The sequence below is a fragment of the Paenibacillus sp. FSL H3-0321 genome, from assembly GCF_038002865.1.
In the GTDB taxonomy this organism is placed as follows: Bacteria; Bacillota; Bacilli; order Paenibacillales; family Paenibacillaceae; genus Paenibacillus_AQ.
The window spans coordinates 7,118,897-7,137,910 of record NZ_JBBODH010000001.1; the positions used below are offsets into that span (position 1 = coordinate 7,118,897).

Here is a 19,014-nt window from a genome sequence, read left to right on the forward strand (position 1 = left end):
ATTATATGCTTCACGCTATAAATTATCCTTCTATTTCTCGCTGAAGTGGATTCATCCGGAGGGAATAGTTGCTTCATCCTTCCAGCTGTTATTTCCGTGTGATCCGAATCACCGGTTTGACAGCTACAATGGTGATGGCTTTGCCTTCCGGGCCGGAAGGGTCAGCTATCCGGGGCGGAGGAGACATAGGCGCGCGCAGCAGCATAATAACCCAGACTAGCGCCAAGGCACCGAATATAGGGTAGAAAACTCCCAATAGTGAGCTGAAGCCAAATTGGCTGAATAAATAACAGATCAGCATCAGCAGGGGAGTGACGAGGGACGGGGCGATTGGCAAATGCTGTTTAAGCTGTACTCCGACTCCATAGATATTGGCCACAAAAGTGCTGAAGATTTCCAGAAAGATCAGCAGCAGATAAATGCTCTGCACAAGGGGGCCTAGCCGGAAGGCAATGCTGCCCATAGGGATTTCAAACTGCAGGATGCCAGGCATTTGCGAGCTCATGGCAAAATGAGCGGCCAGCAGCATGAACCCGATCCCTGCCCCGCCGAGGATGCCGCCCCGCACCAAGGATTTTTCTTCATCGGTATGGCGGGCCAGCGGAACAAGCACGGCTTGGGCCATCCCGAGGTTGAAGGCGGTATAGAGCAGCGGCGACATCCACGCCCCGAAGATGCTGCGATCGGTTTCAAGGAACAGAAAGCGCCCTGCTCCCGGCACACCGAGCGTATTGGAAATGATGATTAGCGACAAAGTAAGCATTAAGGGCACGACAACACTGTTGATTTGCAGGATACCGGAAATTCCGCGTTTCAGTAAAAAGTATGAGCCGAATATTGTAATCAACAGACCTGCCTGGAACGGCAATCCCAAATTCTCCTGAAATATTGCCCCTGCCCCTGCCAGCATGATGCTGTTGACTGCGACGAGAACGATCAAGGTAAAGAGGCTGATGCTGCTGCCAACCCGCTCGCCGAAGAGATGGCGGTTAAAGTCTTCATAAGAATCGGCTTCGATGCGCCGGGCAATCACCATCATCTTGGTGCCCAGCCAAATAAAGAGCACCGTCGCGAGCAGAATGGTTAATACCGCCCAGTGGCCGTACCGGGTGAAAAACCGGAGGATTTCCTGGCCGGTGGCAAAGCCGGCGCCTACAATGGTGCCAATATAAGTGAAAGCGATTTGCAATGTGCGGACATGGGATTTCATGGCTCGCCTCCTTCAATGCTATGAATATAAAAAATGGGCACCGCCCGCAGGATTGCCTTGTGCAGTCCGTATAGTACAGGTTATGATGAGGAACAGAAGGACATGACTTCCGCCTAATGGCAAATGGGTGTATTAGAGTGGAATGTCTGAAATTATAAAGGGTAATGGAGGTTCAAAGTTATGGAAGTATTGAAACAGCGGATTTTGCAGGAAGGGGTCGTCGTTTCGGATCAGGTGCTGAAACTAGACGGTCTGCTCAACCATCAGGTGGATCCCATGCTGACGATGGAAATGGGACGGGAGTTTGCCGGGAGATTTGCGGACGCAGGAGTTACGCGGGTAGTTACCGTGGAGTCCTCGGGTATTGCCGTGGCATTTGCCACCGCTTATGAAATGAAGGTGCCGCTTGTATTTGCCCGCCGCAAAAAAACATTGCTCGCCGATCCTGATGCTTTGTGCGAAAGAGTACCATCGTTCACCAAGGGAATCGTTACTGATATTATGTTGTCCCGCCAGTATATCTCCCCGGATGATAAGATTCTTTTTATTGATGATATTATCGCCAATGGTGATGCAGCACGCGGACTGATCAAGATCATCCAGCGCTCGGGGGCCGAACTGGTGGGACTGGGCGTAGTAGTGGAAAAAAGCTTTCAGGCAGGAGCCCGCACCATCCGGGAACAGGGCATCCGTCTGGAGTCGCTGGTCAGAATTATGTCTCTAAGTGAAGGAACAATAGTCTTTGGCGACTAAGCAGTGGCAATTAATAGGTGTATAGCCTATTTTTAAAACATCTGCTTTTCACCCTATGACTTTTCCTTTATAATAAACATTAGACATAGGAGAGGAGGCGTCACAATGGGGAAAGAACCGGTGACAGAGCAATTCTTTATAGATAAATTATCCGAGGCCAAGGATCATTTCGAGCGTGCGCTGGATTGTAAACACACGGAGTTCGACGATCTGTATCCCTATATGATTGAACATCCTCAATTTTTCTGGTACAAACGTTATGTAGCCTGGTCGGAACTTTTGACAATCACAGGTTTGTGTAAAGAACTGGATTTCAACTGGAAACAGAACTTCAGTGATCATCAGGTTGAATATCTGGAAGAACGTGTGATGTCCGCTAAAGTTCTTGATTTCTGGTTTGAGAAGAATGAAGCGCTGATATAGTATCTTCATAAGACATACAGAATTGCTTTCTAGTAAGGAACTGAGGCCCAGATGATTTATCATTCGGGCCTTTTTCATGAGTGAATTGCGGGAGACAATGGACAAGCTAACTAACGGAGAGAGGGGAGTATTACCACATGATCAGTGATGAACAGTTGGATGCGTACCGGATATCCGGAGAGAAAATACGTGTCGTACGTGATGCGTTGGAGAGCAATGACGTCAAGGGTATTGTACTGGCCTGGGACGAGTCACAGGTAATGGTGCGCCGTCCCAATAAGCGGGTAGTGAAGCTTGACCGTAATTACGTGTATCAGCCTTTCTCGGAGCCTAGACAAGATCCGGACAATATATAAGCAACTCACAGCATGACAGCCCTTGTCCGGTTATGGATAAGGGCTGTCATTATTTATATACTTCATTATGCTATTAGATGGACATAGCCATCTGTTCGACGCTGTCTTCCTTAGGGAGAACAGTGAGCTCGGGATTTAATCCGAGATAAGCGCGCATGCGCAGCATCATTTCATTGCGGAATCCAGGCCACGGGATGTTGATCTCTCCCACATAACCGCGGCAGGAATATTGTGCTTCAACGCCGCGCTGATCCTGGCGGATGGTGGTGATCTTCAAATGATGTGAAGCCAGCTCACGGGTTACCTCTTGCAGCATTAGCGAGGTCTTCTTGGTTGCGCTGGACACCAGTTCCATGTAAAGCTGAGGCGTCTTAAACAGACCACTCTTGCCGATCACCCGGCAATCCCGTTCAAATACTTTATGAATAAACGTTAGCAGCAGATAGCTTCTGACAAGGGACAATTCGTCTTTGGTTATATCTTCAGGAATAGCTGGTGTGATTAGTGTACTTCTCTTGGTAGTCGCCATTATAAATCACCTCATTTATATTATGCGAACCTTTGTTCTTATTATACCTCTTATTCATCAATAAAAGCAATATTTAACCAAAAATTAATGAAACCAATGAAAAATTAAAAAAGATTGACTCTGATTTCTCAGTATGATATGATATATCTTGTGACCGCGAAAGCGAGTCATCATAATATGCGGTCATGGCGGAATTGGCAGACGCGCTGGCTTCAGGTGCCAGTGGTAGCAATATCGTGGAGGTTCGAGTCCTCTTGACCGCATCGTGCTTTACAAAGAAAACCCTTCCTAGGAAGGGTTTTCTCTTTTGTCTGGCTTAGTATATTTAGGCGAATTGAACGTGCCGCCAGCGTTAGTTGCCTTTTCTCCTGGCATGTGAACGTCTTTGTTCAGCTCTTATGGAGTATAAGAACCCGGGGCAAGAAAACAGGGATGCCTATTGATTTCAAGGAGTGAAAACGTTATTATATGACTATAAAGTCAAAAACGGTCATAGAGTATTAAGGAGGCGGCATGGCGAAGAAATTTAGCGATAAAGAAAAGGAGATCATACAGGAAAGGCTCCTAAGCAAGGCTGAGATATGCTGGGGAAAGTATGGAATTAAAAAAACCAGCGTGGACGAGCTCGTCAGAATGGCGGGTATATCAAAAGGTGCCTTTTATTTATTTTATCCATCAAAAGAACTGCTTTTTTTCGATGTTCTTAAAAACGTTGATAAACGTATAAAGAATGCAATGCTTGAAGCATTAAAAACCTCTAATGAGCCCCCAAAGCAGAGTTTTATCCAGGGTCTTAAGCAAATGTTTATAGAGGTCCAGAAAAACCCGTGGATTCTAAATCTTCAAAACGGTGATTACGAGCTTCTGATCCAAAAGCTGCCGGAAGAAACCGTTAAAGAACATCTATCGGATGACGAGGACGAAATCTCAATGCTCTTAAAGTACCTTGAGGTTGAATGTGATATAGGCTTTGTATCATCTGCTATGAGGGCGATATTTTTCACAGTACTTCATAAAAATGAGATTAGCGGAGAGCATCATGAAGAAGTGGTGCATTTCTTTATCGAAAGTCTTGCGGAGAGGATTTTTGAAGGGAGGGTGGAGCGATGAAGTCAATCTATAAAAGTCCCTTGGGTAAAGAAAAAATACTTCACATCTATGACAAGCTGCAATCCCGGCTGGATACGAAATTTGAGAGCAGATACGTGGATACGCGATTTGGCAAAACCCATATTTTAGTCGGGGGTGATGAAACGGCACCACCCTTAATCTGCTTTCATGGAGGAAATGTAGTAAATCCAATAACGCTCAAGTGGTTTGAACCTCTCTCTAAGATCTATCGTATTTTTGCGCCAGATACCATCGGACATCCGGGCAAAAGTGATGAAATCCGGCTCAATCCCAAAACAAATGAATATGCTGAGTGGGTTTGTGATTTTATGGATGGTCTGGGTCTAGCGAAGGCGAAATTTATTGGACCCTCGTACGGAGGCGGAATACTTATACGTTTGGCTGCCTACGCACCTGAGCGTATTGAAAAAGCAGTATTTCTTGTACCTTCAGGTATTGCGGGAGGTAAAATGATGGGCATGATGAGGAAGATACTTATTCCGCTCGCTGTATATAAAGTGATTTCTACCGATAGAAATTTATATAAGGCTTGTGCAGCAATGTTCGACGATGAAATCCATGAAGATTTGTTGTTGCAGATACAATACATATATGATTATGTCCGGTTGGAAACGGTATTTCCCAAGTATGCAACCAAGGAAGAATTGATGGCGTACACCGCACCTTCCTTACTAATTGTCGCTGATCAAGATATATTTTTCCCTGCTGAACAGGTTGTTCCAAGGTCGAAAGAGATTTTTAATCATCTGCAAAAAATTATTGTCCTGGAAAATGCAAGCCATTTTCAAAACAACAGAAATCTTGAAACTATTATTAAGGAAATAGAGAATTTTTTTAAATAGTTCTGCCCGTATTAGCAGGCTCTTGATTTGGTAGTGATGCCATCAAGGGCCTTTTTTGTATTTATTAGAGTTATGAGGAAATGGAAAGTGTGCTTTACATTGAAAAAGGTGAATGCTATTATTATGGAAAGTTAACTTTCCGTAATCAGTGAGGTGAAAGCATGGAAAACAGATTGGAGCAGCTTCGCAAGGAGCGGGGGATCAAGCAGGAGGAGCTTGCCGAGGCATTAGAAGTTTCGCGGCAGACCATTGGTTCGCTCGAAAATGGGAGATACAATCCGTCCATTATTCTAGCCTTTAAAATTGCCCGCTATTTCAAGCTGGCCATTGAAGATATTTTTATCTATGAGGAGGAATCGGAATGAAAATGAACAAGACAGTTTGGCTGTTTACTATTCTGCTGCTGCTTGGAGGTATTTTGACTGTAGCCGGACTTCTGGTGATTGATGAAAGTACAGAAAAGCTTGCCGGAATATGTGTGGGGATAGGCTCGGGGCTGTTCAGTATGAGTGCCGCTAATCTTATCGTTCAAGGGTATTACCAGAAGCACCCCAAGCTCAAAAAGCAGGCTGTGATTGATTTCCGCGACGAACGCAATACAGCTATCCGGATGAAAGCCAAGGCCAAAGCCTTCGATATTATGTTTGTGGTCATGATTGCACTGCCGTTTCTGTTTATCTTTGCAGGAATTTCTCTATGGGTGGTGTTGACTACCATTGGCCTTTATTTATTTGGCTATTTTACGCAACTCTTCTACATGATTAAATACAGCAAACAGATGTAGCCGATCTGGGAGAAGCGGAAATACAAGGGGTTACTCAACACTGGAGGAAGATCACAATGGATGATGCTGCGAAGAACAGGATGCATTGGGAATTAACCTATATATTTTTTCTTACGGCGCTGATAACGACATTGGCGGGAATTGTCCGTGAGTTGCCACATGCGATTGCCATTGCCGGATTCACAGCTGCGTTTGCGGCAAATATTTGGATCTGGAAGAAGAGTATCAGCCGGACTGTTATTTATCTGCACAATGGTTTGAACATCGTCTGCGCACTGTTTCTTGCGTATATGCTGTCAGCCTACATATTCGTCTCGGAGAGTGCGATTATTGGTGCTGCCCTCGGAGTGGTGGTAATGGATGTGTTTAGTTTCACCAAGAGAGGGCGGTTCACACTTAATGCCAAACTAATGGGACAAAATAATACAGCCGTGCGGCTGTCCATCTGTCTTCCGGTTCCCGGGAAACGGGGGCTGATTCCGGTCATCGGTGTGGGGGATTTGGTCTTTTATTCGATGCTGACAATGGTTGCATTGAAATCGGACAGTGAGTCCGGCCTGTTATTTGCTGTATTGCCCATTCTGGCAGGACAGCTGCTGAACATTGCCGTGATTCTTGCTGTTAAAGATAAAAAGGGATTCAAAGGCTTCCCGGCAACCTTAATGCCCGGATTGTTGTTTATTGGTTTTTATTTTACAGGTATCCCGGCATAAAAAGCGGCTTCCAGACCCCGGGGACTTGCCCGGGGTCGGAGCAATATACCGTCTGCAGATAGCGGCTTACCGAAGTCAATTGCTGTTCAACCAGCACTTCTTTGATCTCGGAAGGTTTGGTTGGGATCGAATGTCCGGCAGCTTCCATGAAACGTTCAATGGGCAGCAGCATCCCGCAGCTCTTGCGGTAAGACATCCGGTGCGGATAACGGGGGGAGCTTCCGGAGTCATATTTGGACAGCCTGATATGCTCAAAATGATCACTCAGCAGTTCATAGGCCGAGAATTTCAGGATGGCAAAATGTTCGCCGGGTTCTCTGCGGGAGTACATAGCAGCCATGGCAAGACAATCACGCTCCGTCGGCCACAGGAAGACATGCCGGTCAAGGCAGGCGCGGAATTGCTCCGGCGTTGTATCCGGGGCCATGGCCTCGGGAGTGATCCGCAGATGGGCATTTAACCAGACTGAGCGGCCTTGATAACGGGACTGCTGCAGTGTCGTCCGGTGCATACCGCATGCATGCTCAGGGTCCAAAAGCACGGATGCGGCCAGTCTGTCCAGTCCGGCAATACCCGGCAGATTGCGCGCTCTTGTGAAATGGTAGAGCGAGCGTCTTAACGGGCTTTTAGTGATAGCTGCTAGGGTGATTGTTTTCATATTGGCATTTTGTCCTTTACGGTTTACTGTTTTTGAGACGCCGGTAATACAGCCAGGTTCTGCCCGCGAACGACCCGAAGAGGAGCATGCAGATGAACATTAACGAAGTGTTCCATGCCCGGAAAGCGGTGATTCCGTCATTTAGCATGCCATCAATGAATGCCCCCAAATTCACGCTATAGAGCAGAAGCATCGGGAGGAATAGCGAAGTGTAGCTGATGGCGATTTTTCGGGCGTGCTTCAAGCGGTGGAATTGATCACTGTATATTTCAGGGCGCTCAGCGCCTTCCGAATATTCCCGGCTCCAGATCGTCCATTTCTGCAAGGAGGAGAGGGAACTGTAGACGTTCTTCCAGCCGGCCTCCCTGTTCAGCTCCAAATAACCTTCATCGGAAATCACTTGATAGTCGGCATGATAGTTCATCCGCCGTGGACTGCCTTTGCAGAAATAGAACAGCGTTCCGCCTGGACCGACTTTACACAGATTATATCCAAGCCGTTCTTTGTTCTCAAGCCACTGCTCCAGCCGGTCCGGAGCGTACATCCAGGCTAGTTTGATCCGGATGATCTTGGGCCCGGCAGGGTTGGGCTGTACGTCAAGTGCGTGGCTGTCTTGATTGTCCCCGCGTAATGTTTTATTGGCTGCTCTGATCTTATTAACGGAATAGAACGCGAGTACCAGCAGGGCGATGGCGAAGGCTGCAGCGGTATAGGTAACCAGCCACATGGGGCTTTTCACTACCCGGAGGGGCGTATCCTGGGAAAGGGAAAAACCTATCGTGATTAGCGGAATTAGTGCAATTAATAACAAATAAACGATAATCGCCATGAAAAAATAAGAAATCTTCCGGTTTCGCTTGATCGCTTCCTGGCGGGAGGGGTAGGCGTTAATTTGGCCGGGTTGCCGTTCATTGGCATAAATGGTCCACTTCCCTTGATGCATGTTCCTTGTCCAGCCCTCAGCGGCCAGATAGGTGGACAAGGAGGTTTGAGCTGATGGAGCATACCCGATTTGATAGGTAATGTTACCCGGCTTACCCTGCCGGAAAATAAACTGCCGAAGTTTAATATTCCATCCTTCAAGCAGCCATCCCTGGCTGGCCATCCCGGTCAGCCAGGTTTCTGTTTTGAGCAAGTCATAGCTCCAGAAAGGCCGAAATACAGTCTTCATAAGAATTCCTCCTCGCAGTTAATCGCATTGCTGTGCAGTTCTTTCAATCTGCCAATTTCTACGGTCATTACTTTTTTTCCAAGCTCCGATACCTCATATACCGTTTTTCTCTCTTCATCGGCAAATACGGTGATCAAGCCGTCTTTGTTCATTTTGGTCAATGTTCCATAGACCGTACCTGACCCCAGTCTGAGCCGTCCGCCTGACAATTCTTCAACATGCTTGATGATTCCGTATCCGTGGCGCGGTTTGGTCAGGGACAACAGAATGTAGAATGCTGTCTCGGTCATCGGCACGTACTTTTTAAGTGCTTTTTCAATGGAGGACACCAGGATCACCTTTTTCACAAAATATATGTCTCATCGCGACTATGTCATAACGTGACTATATCACGACGTGACTTATTATGCAAAGAAACTTTCCCGGGAAATAAGAAATGAGGGGGACTACAATCCATTAATCCTACTTTGTATTATTTTTGCAGAAGAATATCTTAATGGGTTGAAATTTTTTACAATGAAATAAGGTATTTAATTCTGTGAAACAAATAATCTCATATAGGAGAGGAACTGAGAATATGAAAACATTAGTCATTGTGGATGATGAGCCCTCGGTGGTGAACGGGCTGCGCACTTATGTAGACTGGGCAGCACAAGGGATTCAATTGATCGGAACCGCGGATGACGGAGATACAGGGCTTACGCTCATACGTGAGCTTAGACCGGATATTGTGCTGACGGATGTGCAAATGCCTTCTATGGACGGAATTACGATGGCTGCGGAGGTCCGTGCACTGCTGCCGGATGCCAAAATTGTGTTCATCAGCGGGCATAACGATGCAGAGTATTTGAAATCGGCGCTGCAGATGCATGCGGCTGATTATATTTTCAAACCAGTCAGCAGGAAAGAATTGTACGCCGTGATGGGAAAAGTGACTGCTGCACTGGATGCGGAGAGGCGGGAGCGGGACCGGGTAAAGGAAATGCAGGTTAAGCTAACCCAGAGCATGCCGCTGCTGCGCGAGAAATTTCTGCTGTCGGTGGTCAGCGATAACATCAACATGGCCCAGGTGCAGGGTAAACTGCAATTTCTGGGACTGCCGCTGCTCTCTGCGGACAGCTATATCATTATGGTCATCGTAATTGATGATGTTCCGCAGGTAATGGATTCACGCAGTGAGCGGGATAAACAGCTTTTGTCCTATACGGTGCTGAATATCATTCAAGAGTTAACGGATAAGCAAATGCGCGGTGTGACGTTTGAGAAGGAGCCGGGAGAGTATGTCGGTATTTTGCTCACCCGGTCTTTTGGAGGGCAGGAGGCGGACAGGGAGATCAAACCAGAGCTTTCGGGCAGGGCGGCAGATATTCTAGATGCAGTGCCCCGGCCAGGAGAAGCTGGAGGAAATGCGGAGCTTTCAGCTGACCGCTCTCCCGAGAACGAATTGCTGCTGCTGGCGGAATCGATCCGCGACAATCTGCGGAAATGGCTGAAGCTGAGTGTAACTATCGGGGTGGGCGATGGAGTAGGCAGCCTTTCTGAGGTGCCGGCCTCCTATAAGCAGGCAAGAGCTGCCGCCGACCAGAAATGGTATCTGGGTAAAAATCGCATTCTGACGATGGACAACATTGAGTCTGGAGAGAATCTGCGTTACCGCTTTGAGCCGGAATGGAGCGAACGCGTAATCACTGCCCTTAAGTCAGGCGATCAAAGCCGGCTGCAGGGGGAACTGAGTGGAATCTTTGGCCTGCTGGAGCTGAACCGGGGGCAGGGCTCCCGTTACGCGCAGAATGTCAGTCTCCACCTGATTCTGCAGTCCAGCCAGGTGCTGCTGGAGCTGAACGGCATGACGGCAGAGTGGGAGAAACGGGAAATGGAAGCCTGGAAGCTGGTTATGCGCCAGGAAACGATTCAGGATTTGCTGCGGTATACGGAGTCGTATTTGCGGCATGTCAGTGATTTTGTGGAGGCCAAACGCAGCGGAAAGTCCAGTGATGTCATTGAACGGGTCCGCCGCCTAATCGGAGAGCGCTATGCGGACAATTTGACGATCGCCGATATTGCAGCAGGCGTATATCTCAGTCCTACCTATGTAAGGCTGCTGTATAAGCAGGAAACGGGCGAAACCGTGTTTGAATATTTGACCAAAGTGCGGATTGAAAAGGCTAAAATGCTGCTGAGAGATCCGCAGAACAAATTTTACGAGGTCTGCTATGCCGTAGGTTATACCGATCCCAGCCATTTCAGCAAGCTGTTCAAAAAAATGACCGGGAGCACACCCAGCGCCTACAGAGAACAGCAAAATTAGAACTTGAGCCTCCCAAGGGCGATACGACAAAAAGGCCGGAGAAATGAGGTGTCACCTTTATGAAATTGGGATGGAGCTATCTGACTGGACTTGGACAGGGGATTCTGGCCGCAAGAAAGTGGCTGCTTGTCTATGCCCTGCTAATCTTGCTGCCGGTGTCCATTTTACTGGCCTCCTTCTATCAGCGGTCCAATGAAATTCTGGAACAGGAAGTTACCCGTTCGATGCAGCTTACACTTAAGCAGGCAGGGCTGAATTTAACCTACAAGCTGGAACACATCCGCGACAGCAGCAATTCGGTGTTTATGAACCAAATCCTCTACGATAATCTGCTCCAGAAAGCCAGTATCACGGAGCAGCTAAAACAAATTAAGGAGCTCCGCAATCTGGCCGAAACCGCACAGGAGAATGAGGATATTTTCCGCCTGCGGTTTTTTGTTGATCCTTCCCGCCTGTATGCCGGAGACCGGATTAATCTGTATTCCTTCGAGGACGCAAAGCAATATCCATGGTATGAATCGGTGATAGAGGCCGGTGGGGGGATGGTATGGACCGGTGTTTATCAGGAGAAGTATAACGACATTGGTAAAAAGAATATTTTTTCCGTTGCCCGGATGCTGCGCAATCCCCAGGAATATGAAGAGATTGTAGGTATTCTCGTGATGGATGTGTCCGAAGGTCTGATCGGGGAGATTATGTCGGAGCTGCAGTTCTCGGACAAGTACGCTCCTTTTCTATCGGATGCCAGCGGCAGATTGATCTACAGTTCAGATAGTGCCGGTCTGAATAAGCCGGATAATAAAGCAGGGAATTTGCAAAAGGACGCGGATGTCCTGCCTAAAGAGCTGCTTGATACCATCGAACACTCGGAGGAAGGCATACTAAAGCGCTCGTTAGGCCGTGAAGAAGTAAACGTAGTGTACACCACCATCGGAACGACTGGCTGGAAGCTGGTCGCACAGGTATCGGAGCCTGAGATTTCACACAGGGCTACAGCGATGAATCAGTTCACCAGTATTGCTACACTCGCGGGAATTACGGTTTTGTTCCTGGTATTGGTCTTTGTTCTCTTCATGTTCATGATTCAAGGCATGCAGCGCAGAGTACAGATGATTCTCAAAATGATCCGTAAGGAAGGGATCGGCTGGCTGGAAGACCGCCGTTCTATGCCTGATGGTGATTTCCGGCTGCTGGAGCGCAGTGTGGACCATCTTATTCACAAGGTCAATAACCTGATGGAAGAATCGTATCAGGCCAAGATGCAGGAGCGGGAGGCTCAGCTTCGCACACTTCAGGCGCAGATCAATCCCCATTTCCTGTACAATGCCCTGGATATGATCAACTGGTCGGCCATTGCCCATGACGCTGAGGACACGAGCCAGATGATTGAAGCGCTGGCCCGTTATTTCCGGCTCAGCCTGAACCAAGGGCGCGACAACGTCAGCATTGTGGATGAGCTGAATCTGGCCAAGGTATTTCTGGAGATTCAGCAAAACCGCTTTCCATCCACGTTTACGTTCACTATTCATGCGGAACCGGGGCTTGAACAATATATGATGCCGAAGCTGACGCTGCAGCCTCTGGTGGAGAACGCTTTGCTTCACGGCATCCGCAAGACAAAGCAAAAACAAGGGGGAATCATGATCACAGCAGCTCATGAGCAGGGGGATATCGTGCTCACAGTCTCTGATGACGGGACCGGAATGAGCCAGGATCAGGCCAACCGTCTGCTGATCGATCCATCTGCCGGGAGTCAGCCGGGCGGTTTGGAGGGCTCGTTTGGGCTCTATAATGTCAATGAAAGAATCCGCTATTTCTCAGGCAACCGGTATGGCTTGTCCATTGAGACGGAGATCGGAAAGGGAACCCTTGTTACTGTGAGATTTAAAGCGGTTTCATCAGAATAGTTCCAGCAGCTTTTTTTACAGTCGCCTGAGACCAGAAATAATCGCTTTACCTCCTACAACAGGACCCGGGTAGATCTTTATAATTAACCCATAAACAGTTGGGGGTGAGCCATCTTGGGCGCAGGTGTCACGGATTTGAACCCGAAGAGCAAGGTTAAGCCAACCAGAATCAGGTCCGCAAGCAGGTGGAGATATGCATGGAGAAACAGGGATTATTATGTACTGCTGATCCCCGGATTATTGTTTCTCCTGCTCTTCAAATATACACCGCTTTACGGGGTGCTGATTGCTTTTCAGGATTTCAACATTTTTGAGGGCATCAAGGGCAGCGAGTGGGTAGGGCTTGAGCAATTCCATAAGCTGATCCAGTCGGAAGAATTCGGAAGGGTGTTCATGAATACGCTGTTAATCAGCGTTTATAAAATTGTGCTGCTCTTTCCGGTTCCCATCTTCATCGCGCTGGTGCTGAACGAGGTTCGGCTGATGTTCTTCAAACGGACGATTCAGACGATCATTTATCTTCCGCATTTTCTGTCTTGGGTCATTATCTCAGGCTTATTCGTGACCATCCTCTCTACATCGGGCGGGCTGGTCAACAACATCATCCAGTCGTTTGGCGGAGAGCCGATCAGTTTTTTTGTCAGCAATGAGTATTTCCGCAGTCTCGTGGTGTTTACCGCAGGCTGGAAGGAAACGGGCTGGAATGCCATCGTCTTCATTGCCGCCATTGCCGGTATCGATCAGGAGCAGTATGAAGCGGCTGCCATTGACGGGGCGGGCAGAATCCGCCGGATGCTGCATATTTCCATTCCGGGAATTCTGCCGACGGTGGTGCTGATGTTCATACTCCGTCTCGGTTCAGTACTCGACGCGGGTACAGAGCAAATTCTCACAATGTACAATCCGGTGGTTTATGAAACAGCCGATGTCATCGGAACCTTCGTGTACCGGATCGGTCTTGGCAAGATGGACTACAGCTTCAGTACAGCAGTCGGGCTGTTTAACTCCGTCGTCGGCTTCATCCTGATTGTCTCAGGCAACTATATCAGCCGCAAGCTGCTTAAGCGCGGAATCTGGTAATCCGGGAAGGGAGAGAAGATAACAATGACCAAACGAACCAAAGGAGATCTGGTGCTCGATATCTCCGTGTATGTCTTCCTGATCGCCCTGGGGATTATTATGCTTCTGCCGCTGCTGAACGTGTTATCCAAATCGGTCAGTGAAGAATGGGCAATCACTTCCGGCAAGGTGGGCATCCTGCCTGTGGGTTTCCAACTTGACACTTTGAAGGAGGTTATTTCCTCCTCGATGTTCATACGCGCCTTCTGTGTATCCATTGGTGTCACTGTAGTAGGAACGGCTATTTCGATCCTGATGACCGCACTTACCGCGTACCCGTTATCCAAACGTAATCTGCCGGGTATTTCCTTCATTATGGTGCTGTTCATCTTCACTATGCTGTTCAACGGAGGGCTGATTCCCAATTATCTGCTGATGCGCCAGCTGCATTTGATCAACAATCTATGGGTGCTGATTCTGCCCGGGATGATCAGTGTCTTTAATATGCTGGTTATCAAGAGTTATTACGAGAGTCTTCCCGAAGCGCTGGAGGAATCGGCACGGATTGACGGTGCCAAGACGTACACTATCCTGTTCCGGATCATCCTGCCGCTCAGCATGCCGGTTATCGCCACCATTGCCCTGTTCTATGCCGTGGGCTTCTGGAATGATTATTTCGGCCCGATGATCTATATCAACGATACCGCGCTTAAGACTTTGCAGCTGTATCTGCAGGATGTCGTAATGGATGCCAGTGCGGCCAATGCCGTGAACAAAAGCGTGGACGATCTCATGAATATGTCACCGGAAGGCATACGCGCAGCGACTGTGGTAGCTTCCACTGTCCCGATCCTGTTTGTGTATCCGTTTCTGCAGAAGTATTTTATCAAAGGGGTGCTGATCGGCTCTGTAAAAGGCTGAGTCTTGTCCCCGCAGCTTGCGCTATGAAGCCGCTCTTTGACAGAGCGTTTCATATACAGCATCACCCCATATCATTGGAGGAGGGTTATAAGGATGAAATATAGAAAAGGATTGTCTCTCATGATGTGCACCGGGCTGCTGCTTGCAGCAACGGCCTGCGGTTCATCGGGCAACAATGGAAACAAAGAGAGCAAGGGAACAGAGGAGGGGGCAAAGGCTCCGGCGGCTACAACCGCTGCAGTAACTGAAAGCGATTCCAAACCTGAGCTGAAATCGCTCAATCTGTGGTCAAAGGATGATTACAACACGTATCCGCTTGCCAAAGTGATTGAAGAACAGACCGGCTACAAGGTGAAATACGAAATGCTTCCGGCGGACAAAGCGATGGATAAGCTTAACCTGCTGATTTCCTCCGGTGAGCCTTATGACGTCATTACCATTTCCGGAGAAAAAGCGGTGTATACCGATTATGCCAAAATGGGTGCCCTGGTGGATCTGGGACCGCTAATTGATGAGTTTGGTCCCAATATTAAAGCTTCTATCTCGGAGGCGTCCTTTGATGCCATGAAGGTAGACGGCAAAATCTACGCTATTCCGAACAGTTCTTCGCAATTTGCCGGGGCCGATCTGATGATCCGCCAGGATTGGCTCGACAAGCTGGGGCTTAAGATGCCGACGACGCTGGATGAATTTACGGCAGTGCTCAAGGCGTTCAAGGAAAAAGATCCCGGCGGCAACGGCAGCAACGGCGCACCGATGTCAATTGACGGTGCTCTCGCAACGACAGCCAATATTACCGGTGCATTCGGAATTGGCACAAGCTGGAACCAGGTCGACGGCAAGCTGGTGCCGACACCGCTGCACCCGGGATTCAAGGAATATTTAACTTATATGTCCGATTTGTATAAGCAGGGTCTTCTGGACAAGGAATTTGCAGTAAACAAGGATGCTACCCTGAAGGAGAAGTTCACCAGCGGCAAGGTGGGTGTGATTCAGCTTCCCTGGTATGACATTCCGGGCATTGCCGATGCGCTGGCTGCGAATTTCCCGGACGCCAAGTTTGCCTACCTTCCTGCCTTAAAAGGGAAAGACGGGCAAATGGGCCTCGGGATGAGCGGCGGGTTCGACCGCATTACCTTTATTCCGAAATCTGCCAAACATCCGGAAGATGCGATTAAATGGATCAATGCCAAGCTGGAGAAAGAAACGTTCAAGCTGATCGCCATCGGAGAGGAAGGCAAACATCATACGTTTAAAGATGGCGTGTACAGCCCGATTCTGCCGCTGTTCACGGATGAACGGGGCAATGCCAGCAACTATCTGACCGGTATCGACGAAAAGCTGTATCCAATCTATTGGCAGGCCCGTGTCCAGAAGGATGCACGTCTGTTTGCCGGCTTCTCCTTCCTTAACAATGAACTGCCAGCAGAGGCCAGAATCTCCGATCCGCTTGCGCTTGCTCCATCCCTGCCGGAATATTCCAAGAGCAATGCTTCACTGGGTCAGATGATCAATGATTTTGCCGTCAAGGTAATCGTAGGTGAGGAGTCCCCTGATGCGGTAACAACCTTTGTTGAAAAGTACAATGCCGCTGGCGGAGAAGCGAGTGTCAAAGAAGTTAATGACTGGTATGCGGCATCCGCTAAATAAAAGCCTGAGTGTTTGGAGGAAAACAGAATGAAAACCTACAGGATGCGGAGCAATGAAGTTCCGATCCAGGACAACTGGGATGTGATCGTTGTGGGCGGCGGCCCTGCGGGCTGCACGGCCGCCGCTGCCGCCGCGCGTGAAGGGGCAAGAACACTGCTGATTGAAGCGACGGGAAGCCTTGGCGGAATGGGAACCTCGGGACTGGTGCCGGCATGGTGTCCATTCTCCGACATGGAGACTATCATCTATAGAGGGCTGGCGATGAAAGTATTTGAAGCCCTGAAAGCTCAGATGCCGCATGTTGATAAGGATGCCATGGACTGGGTGCCGATTGAACCGGAGAAGCTGAAGGTCATCTACGATGAGCTGGTTCAAGAAGCCGGTGTAACTGTATTGTTCCAGACCCTGCTTGGCTCTGTGGAAACCGGTGAAGACGGCAGAGTGGAAGCACTGATTACGGCCAGCAAAAACGGCCTGCAGGCTATGCAGGCCAAGGTATATATCGACTGTACAGGAGATGCCGATGTTGCGGCTTGGGCAGGGGCGGAATACCTCAAGGGCGATACCGAAACCGGTGACCTCATGCCGGCCACGCACTGCTTCAACCTCGGGAATGTGGATGAATATGCTTATCTGAACGGACCGCTGCTGCATGGCAATAACAAAACCAGTCCGATCTATGACATTCTGCGGTCCGGCAAATATCCGATGATCCCGGATTCGCATATCTGCAACAATATGATTGCTCCCCGTACGGTAGGCTTCAATGCCGGCCATTTATGGGAAGTGGACAACACGGATGCCTTTTCGGTATCGGCTGCACTGATGCAGGGAAGGAAGCTTGCCGCAGTTTACAGGGATGCGCTTGCCGAGTTTATGCCGGCTTCCTTCGGCAGCTCTTATGTAGCCAGTACAGGTTCATTAATGGGAGTGCGGGAGACTAGAAGAATTACCGGGGATTACGTACTGACTGTGGGTGATTATGTGAACCGCCGCAGCTTCGCGGATGAAATCTGCCGCAACAGTTATTTCATTGATATCCATGGGACGGAAAAGGAAGAGAAGCAGGCTGGAGGCAAGCAGGAAGTCATTAAACGTTACGGTCCGGGCGAATCGCATGGCATTCCTTACCGTTGTTTGACCCCGCGGACGTTGAGAAACGTCCTGGTCGCCGGGCGTTCCATCTCCTGTGTGCGCGAGGTCCAAGGCAGTGTCAGAGTGATGCCGGTCTGTCTGGCCATGGGCGAAGCCGCCGGGATTGCTGCAGCACTGGCAGCGAGGCTTCCTGACAATGACGTGCATGCCGTGGATATCCCTACCTTGCGCAGACGTCTGCAAGAAGAAGGAGCATACCTGCCGGAGATAGCCGGGGCAGACGCCGTCAAACCGCACGATGAAGCGAAGAATGGTGTAGTCTAAAATACCTTAGCCTCACCGAAATCTATTTGCGGATGGGCCTGCGATTGAACAGGAGCGCGTTGATCTCGCCGCCGACCAGTATAATGATTGAACTGATGTACAGCCAGATCAGCAGGATCATGACGCCTCCCAGACTTCCGTAGGTTTTGGTGAAATCGCTGAACTGGTTGACGTAAATGGAGAAGAGAATGGAGGTTATGATCCAGCCGATGGTGGAGAACATCGCGCCGGGCATGACCTCTTTTAGTGTAAGCCTCCGGCTGGGTGCAATCCAGTAGAGCAGAGTGAACACGACGAACAGCACGAACAGCGGTATGATATACTGCAGCAGATCCCATACCTTCTGCAGCCCGTAAGGCAGATCAGCGAGCAGAAAGATCTGTGTCTTCAGCCAGCTCCCCAGTACGAGCAGCAGAATGCTGAGCAGAACAACAACACCGATGATCATGGTGGCCAGGAAAGCAATCCCCCGTATTTTCCAGAACACCCTGCTCTCATCAATATCGTAGGCGCGGTTAAGCCCTTTGATGATAGCGTTGATGCCCTTGGAGGCAGCCCACAGCGTGGCCAGCATCCCGAAGGACAGCAGGGCCTCACTCCGTCCCTCGGATACATCCTGCAGAATCTCTTCAATTATGGAGACGGCTTCGGCAGGCATGATCTGCTGCAGCTCCGCAATCCTGTCCTCGATAGAAATATGGGCGTAACCGATCAGCGTCATAATAAAGATCAGGAAAGGAAACAGGGAGAGGATCAGATAATAAGTCAACTGCGCACTAATACCCTGCACATCGTCGAGTTTGATTTTTTGAAACAGCTGCTTCATCAAAGAGAACACACCTGCGGCATCTTTAGTCTTGTTCATAGTTCACTCCTCTACCCGCTTTTTCTTTTATGTTATGCATGTACATATTTTTAATATTAACATAACCGCAAATTTTCCAAACATAAACGAAAGATTAATTATTTACCGATCGTTCCCTATATACTAGGTTAGCTGTGTAAAGAATGATTTAGGTAGTGGGCCAACAGAAGATGAATTTTTTTGTTGATATGAGAACGATTATTCTAAAAAATAATGAGTGATGTCATAGCTATCTACATAGCGGGTTTTGTTTAATACAAGTATATACTTTAGCTCCAAAGACTTACAGGCTGATCTAATTACGGGAAGGAGAAT

General features: G+C 48.7%; 20 protein-coding genes and 1 tRNA gene. 15 read left to right on the forward strand and 6 right to left on the reverse strand.

All coding sequences use genetic code 11. From position 1 onward, the window contains the following. Window positions 1-88: 88 nt before the first annotated feature. Window positions 89-1,210: a YkvI family membrane protein gene (locus MHI45_RS31360; RefSeq protein ID WP_076112334.1), complete on the reverse strand. Its 1,122-nt coding sequence runs from the start codon at window positions 1,208-1,210 to the stop codon at window positions 89-91. A 180-nt stretch (window positions 1,211-1,390) separates the two neighbouring features. Between MHI45_RS31360 and MHI45_RS31365 the strand changes: the two genes are divergently transcribed. From MHI45_RS31365 to MHI45_RS31375, 3 genes are all read left to right on the forward strand, one after another. Then, on the forward strand, window positions 1,391-1,963 hold the full coding sequence (locus MHI45_RS31365) for a xanthine phosphoribosyltransferase (RefSeq protein ID WP_038589705.1): 573 nt from the start codon (window positions 1,391-1,393) through the stop codon (window positions 1,961-1,963). A gap of 105 nt (window positions 1,964-2,068) precedes the next feature. Further along, complete coding sequence (locus MHI45_RS31370; protein ID WP_038589706.1) at window positions 2,069-2,386, forward strand: hypothetical protein; 318 nt, start codon at window positions 2,069-2,071, stop codon at window positions 2,384-2,386. Window positions 2,387-2,523: 137 nt separating this feature from the next. Further along, window positions 2,524-2,742, forward strand: a complete 219-nt coding sequence (locus MHI45_RS31375; RefSeq protein ID WP_076112335.1) for a hypothetical protein — start codon at window positions 2,524-2,526, stop codon at window positions 2,740-2,742. Window positions 2,743-2,815: 73 nt separating this feature from the next. Here the strand turns inward: MHI45_RS31375 and MHI45_RS31380 are convergent, their stop codons facing one another. Beyond that, complete coding sequence (locus MHI45_RS31380) at window positions 2,816-3,271, reverse strand: hypothetical protein (protein WP_076112336.1); 456 nt, start codon at window positions 3,269-3,271, stop codon at window positions 2,816-2,818. 179 nt (window positions 3,272-3,450) lie between these two features. Between MHI45_RS31380 and MHI45_RS31385 the strand changes: the two genes are divergently transcribed. The 6 genes from MHI45_RS31385 to MHI45_RS31410 all read left to right on the forward strand — a co-directional run bounded on the left by MHI45_RS31385 (window position 3,451) and on the right by MHI45_RS31410 (window position 6,741). Further along, a tRNA-Leu gene (locus tag MHI45_RS31385) sits at window positions 3,451-3,534 on the forward strand. Window positions 3,535-3,784: 250 nt separating this feature from the next. Beyond that, window positions 3,785-4,381 (forward strand): TetR/AcrR family transcriptional regulator, encoded by a 597-nt coding sequence (locus tag MHI45_RS31390; RefSeq protein WP_076112337.1) that lies wholly within the window; start codon window positions 3,785-3,787, stop codon window positions 4,379-4,381. Then, window positions 4,378-5,244, forward strand: a complete 867-nt coding sequence (locus tag MHI45_RS31395) for an alpha/beta fold hydrolase (protein WP_076112338.1) — start codon at window positions 4,378-4,380, stop codon at window positions 5,242-5,244. Before MHI45_RS31390 ends, MHI45_RS31395 begins: the two co-directional genes overlap by 4 nt. A gap of 161 nt (window positions 5,245-5,405) precedes the next feature. After that, window positions 5,406-5,609, forward strand: coding sequence for a helix-turn-helix transcriptional regulator (locus MHI45_RS31400; RefSeq protein WP_038589712.1), 204 nt, complete (start codon window positions 5,406-5,408; stop codon window positions 5,607-5,609). After that, window positions 5,606-6,028, forward strand: coding sequence for a hypothetical protein (locus MHI45_RS31405; RefSeq protein WP_076112339.1), 423 nt, complete (start codon window positions 5,606-5,608; stop codon window positions 6,026-6,028). The genes MHI45_RS31400 and MHI45_RS31405 overlap by 4 nt, the downstream gene beginning before the upstream one ends. Window positions 6,029-6,084: 56 nt before the next feature. After that, entirely contained in the window at window positions 6,085-6,741 is a 657-nt protein-coding gene (locus MHI45_RS31410) for a hypothetical protein (RefSeq protein WP_076112340.1), read from the forward strand. Here MHI45_RS31410 and MHI45_RS31415 read toward each other — a convergent pair. The 3 genes from MHI45_RS31415 to MHI45_RS31425 are packed head-to-tail and all read right to left on the reverse strand — an operon-like array spanning window position 6,722 to window position 8,860. Continuing rightward, complete coding sequence (locus tag MHI45_RS31415; RefSeq protein WP_076112341.1) at window positions 6,722-7,399, reverse strand: DUF7002 family protein; 678 nt, start codon at window positions 7,397-7,399, stop codon at window positions 6,722-6,724. The two genes, MHI45_RS31410 and MHI45_RS31415, sit on opposite strands and share 20 nt — an antisense overlap. 16 nt (window positions 7,400-7,415) lie before the next feature. Further along, window positions 7,416-8,570 (reverse strand): DUF2812 domain-containing protein, encoded by a 1,155-nt coding sequence (locus tag MHI45_RS31420; RefSeq protein ID WP_076112342.1) that lies wholly within the window; start codon window positions 8,568-8,570, stop codon window positions 7,416-7,418. Next, on the reverse strand, window positions 8,567-8,860 hold the full coding sequence (locus MHI45_RS31425; RefSeq protein WP_076112382.1) for a PadR family transcriptional regulator: 294 nt from the start codon (window positions 8,858-8,860) through the stop codon (window positions 8,567-8,569). The genes MHI45_RS31420 and MHI45_RS31425 overlap by 4 nt, the downstream gene beginning before the upstream one ends. A gap of 287 nt (window positions 8,861-9,147) precedes the next feature. On the opposite strand from MHI45_RS31425, the gene MHI45_RS31430 reads away from it, so the two are divergent. The 6 genes from MHI45_RS31430 (at window position 9,148) to MHI45_RS31455 (ending at window position 17,834) form a co-directional block, all read left to right on the forward strand. Further along, entirely contained in the window at window positions 9,148-10,878 is a 1,731-nt protein-coding gene (locus tag MHI45_RS31430; protein ID WP_076112343.1) for a response regulator, read from the forward strand. A 59-nt stretch (window positions 10,879-10,937) separates the two neighbouring features. Next, entirely contained in the window at window positions 10,938-12,785 is a 1,848-nt protein-coding gene (locus MHI45_RS31435) for a sensor histidine kinase (RefSeq protein WP_076112344.1), read from the forward strand. Window positions 12,786-12,953: 168 nt separating this feature from the next. Next, window positions 12,954-13,865: an ABC transporter permease gene (locus MHI45_RS31440; protein ID WP_076112383.1), complete on the forward strand. Its 912-nt coding sequence runs from the start codon at window positions 12,954-12,956 to the stop codon at window positions 13,863-13,865. Window positions 13,866-13,889: 24 nt separating this feature from the next. After that, the gene (locus MHI45_RS31445) at window positions 13,890-14,765 is read left to right on the forward strand and encodes a carbohydrate ABC transporter permease (protein ID WP_038589718.1); all 876 of its coding nucleotides are present in this window, start codon (window positions 13,890-13,892) and stop codon (window positions 14,763-14,765) included. A 93-nt stretch (window positions 14,766-14,858) separates the two neighbouring features. Then, window positions 14,859-16,415 (forward strand): extracellular solute-binding protein, encoded by a 1,557-nt coding sequence (locus MHI45_RS31450; RefSeq protein ID WP_038589719.1) that lies wholly within the window; start codon window positions 14,859-14,861, stop codon window positions 16,413-16,415. Between the two features lie 27 nt (window positions 16,416-16,442). Then, a complete protein-coding gene (locus tag MHI45_RS31455) occupies window positions 16,443-17,834 on the forward strand; it encodes an FAD-dependent oxidoreductase (RefSeq protein ID WP_076112345.1) in 1,392 nt (463 codons plus the stop codon). Window positions 17,835-17,856: 22 nt separating this feature from the next. On the opposite strand, the gene MHI45_RS31460 is transcribed toward MHI45_RS31455, so the two are convergent. Continuing rightward, the gene (locus MHI45_RS31460) at window positions 17,857-18,699 is read right to left on the reverse strand and encodes a YihY/virulence factor BrkB family protein (RefSeq protein WP_076112346.1); all 843 of its coding nucleotides are present in this window, start codon (window positions 18,697-18,699) and stop codon (window positions 17,857-17,859) included. Window positions 18,700-19,014: the final 315 nt, after the last annotated feature.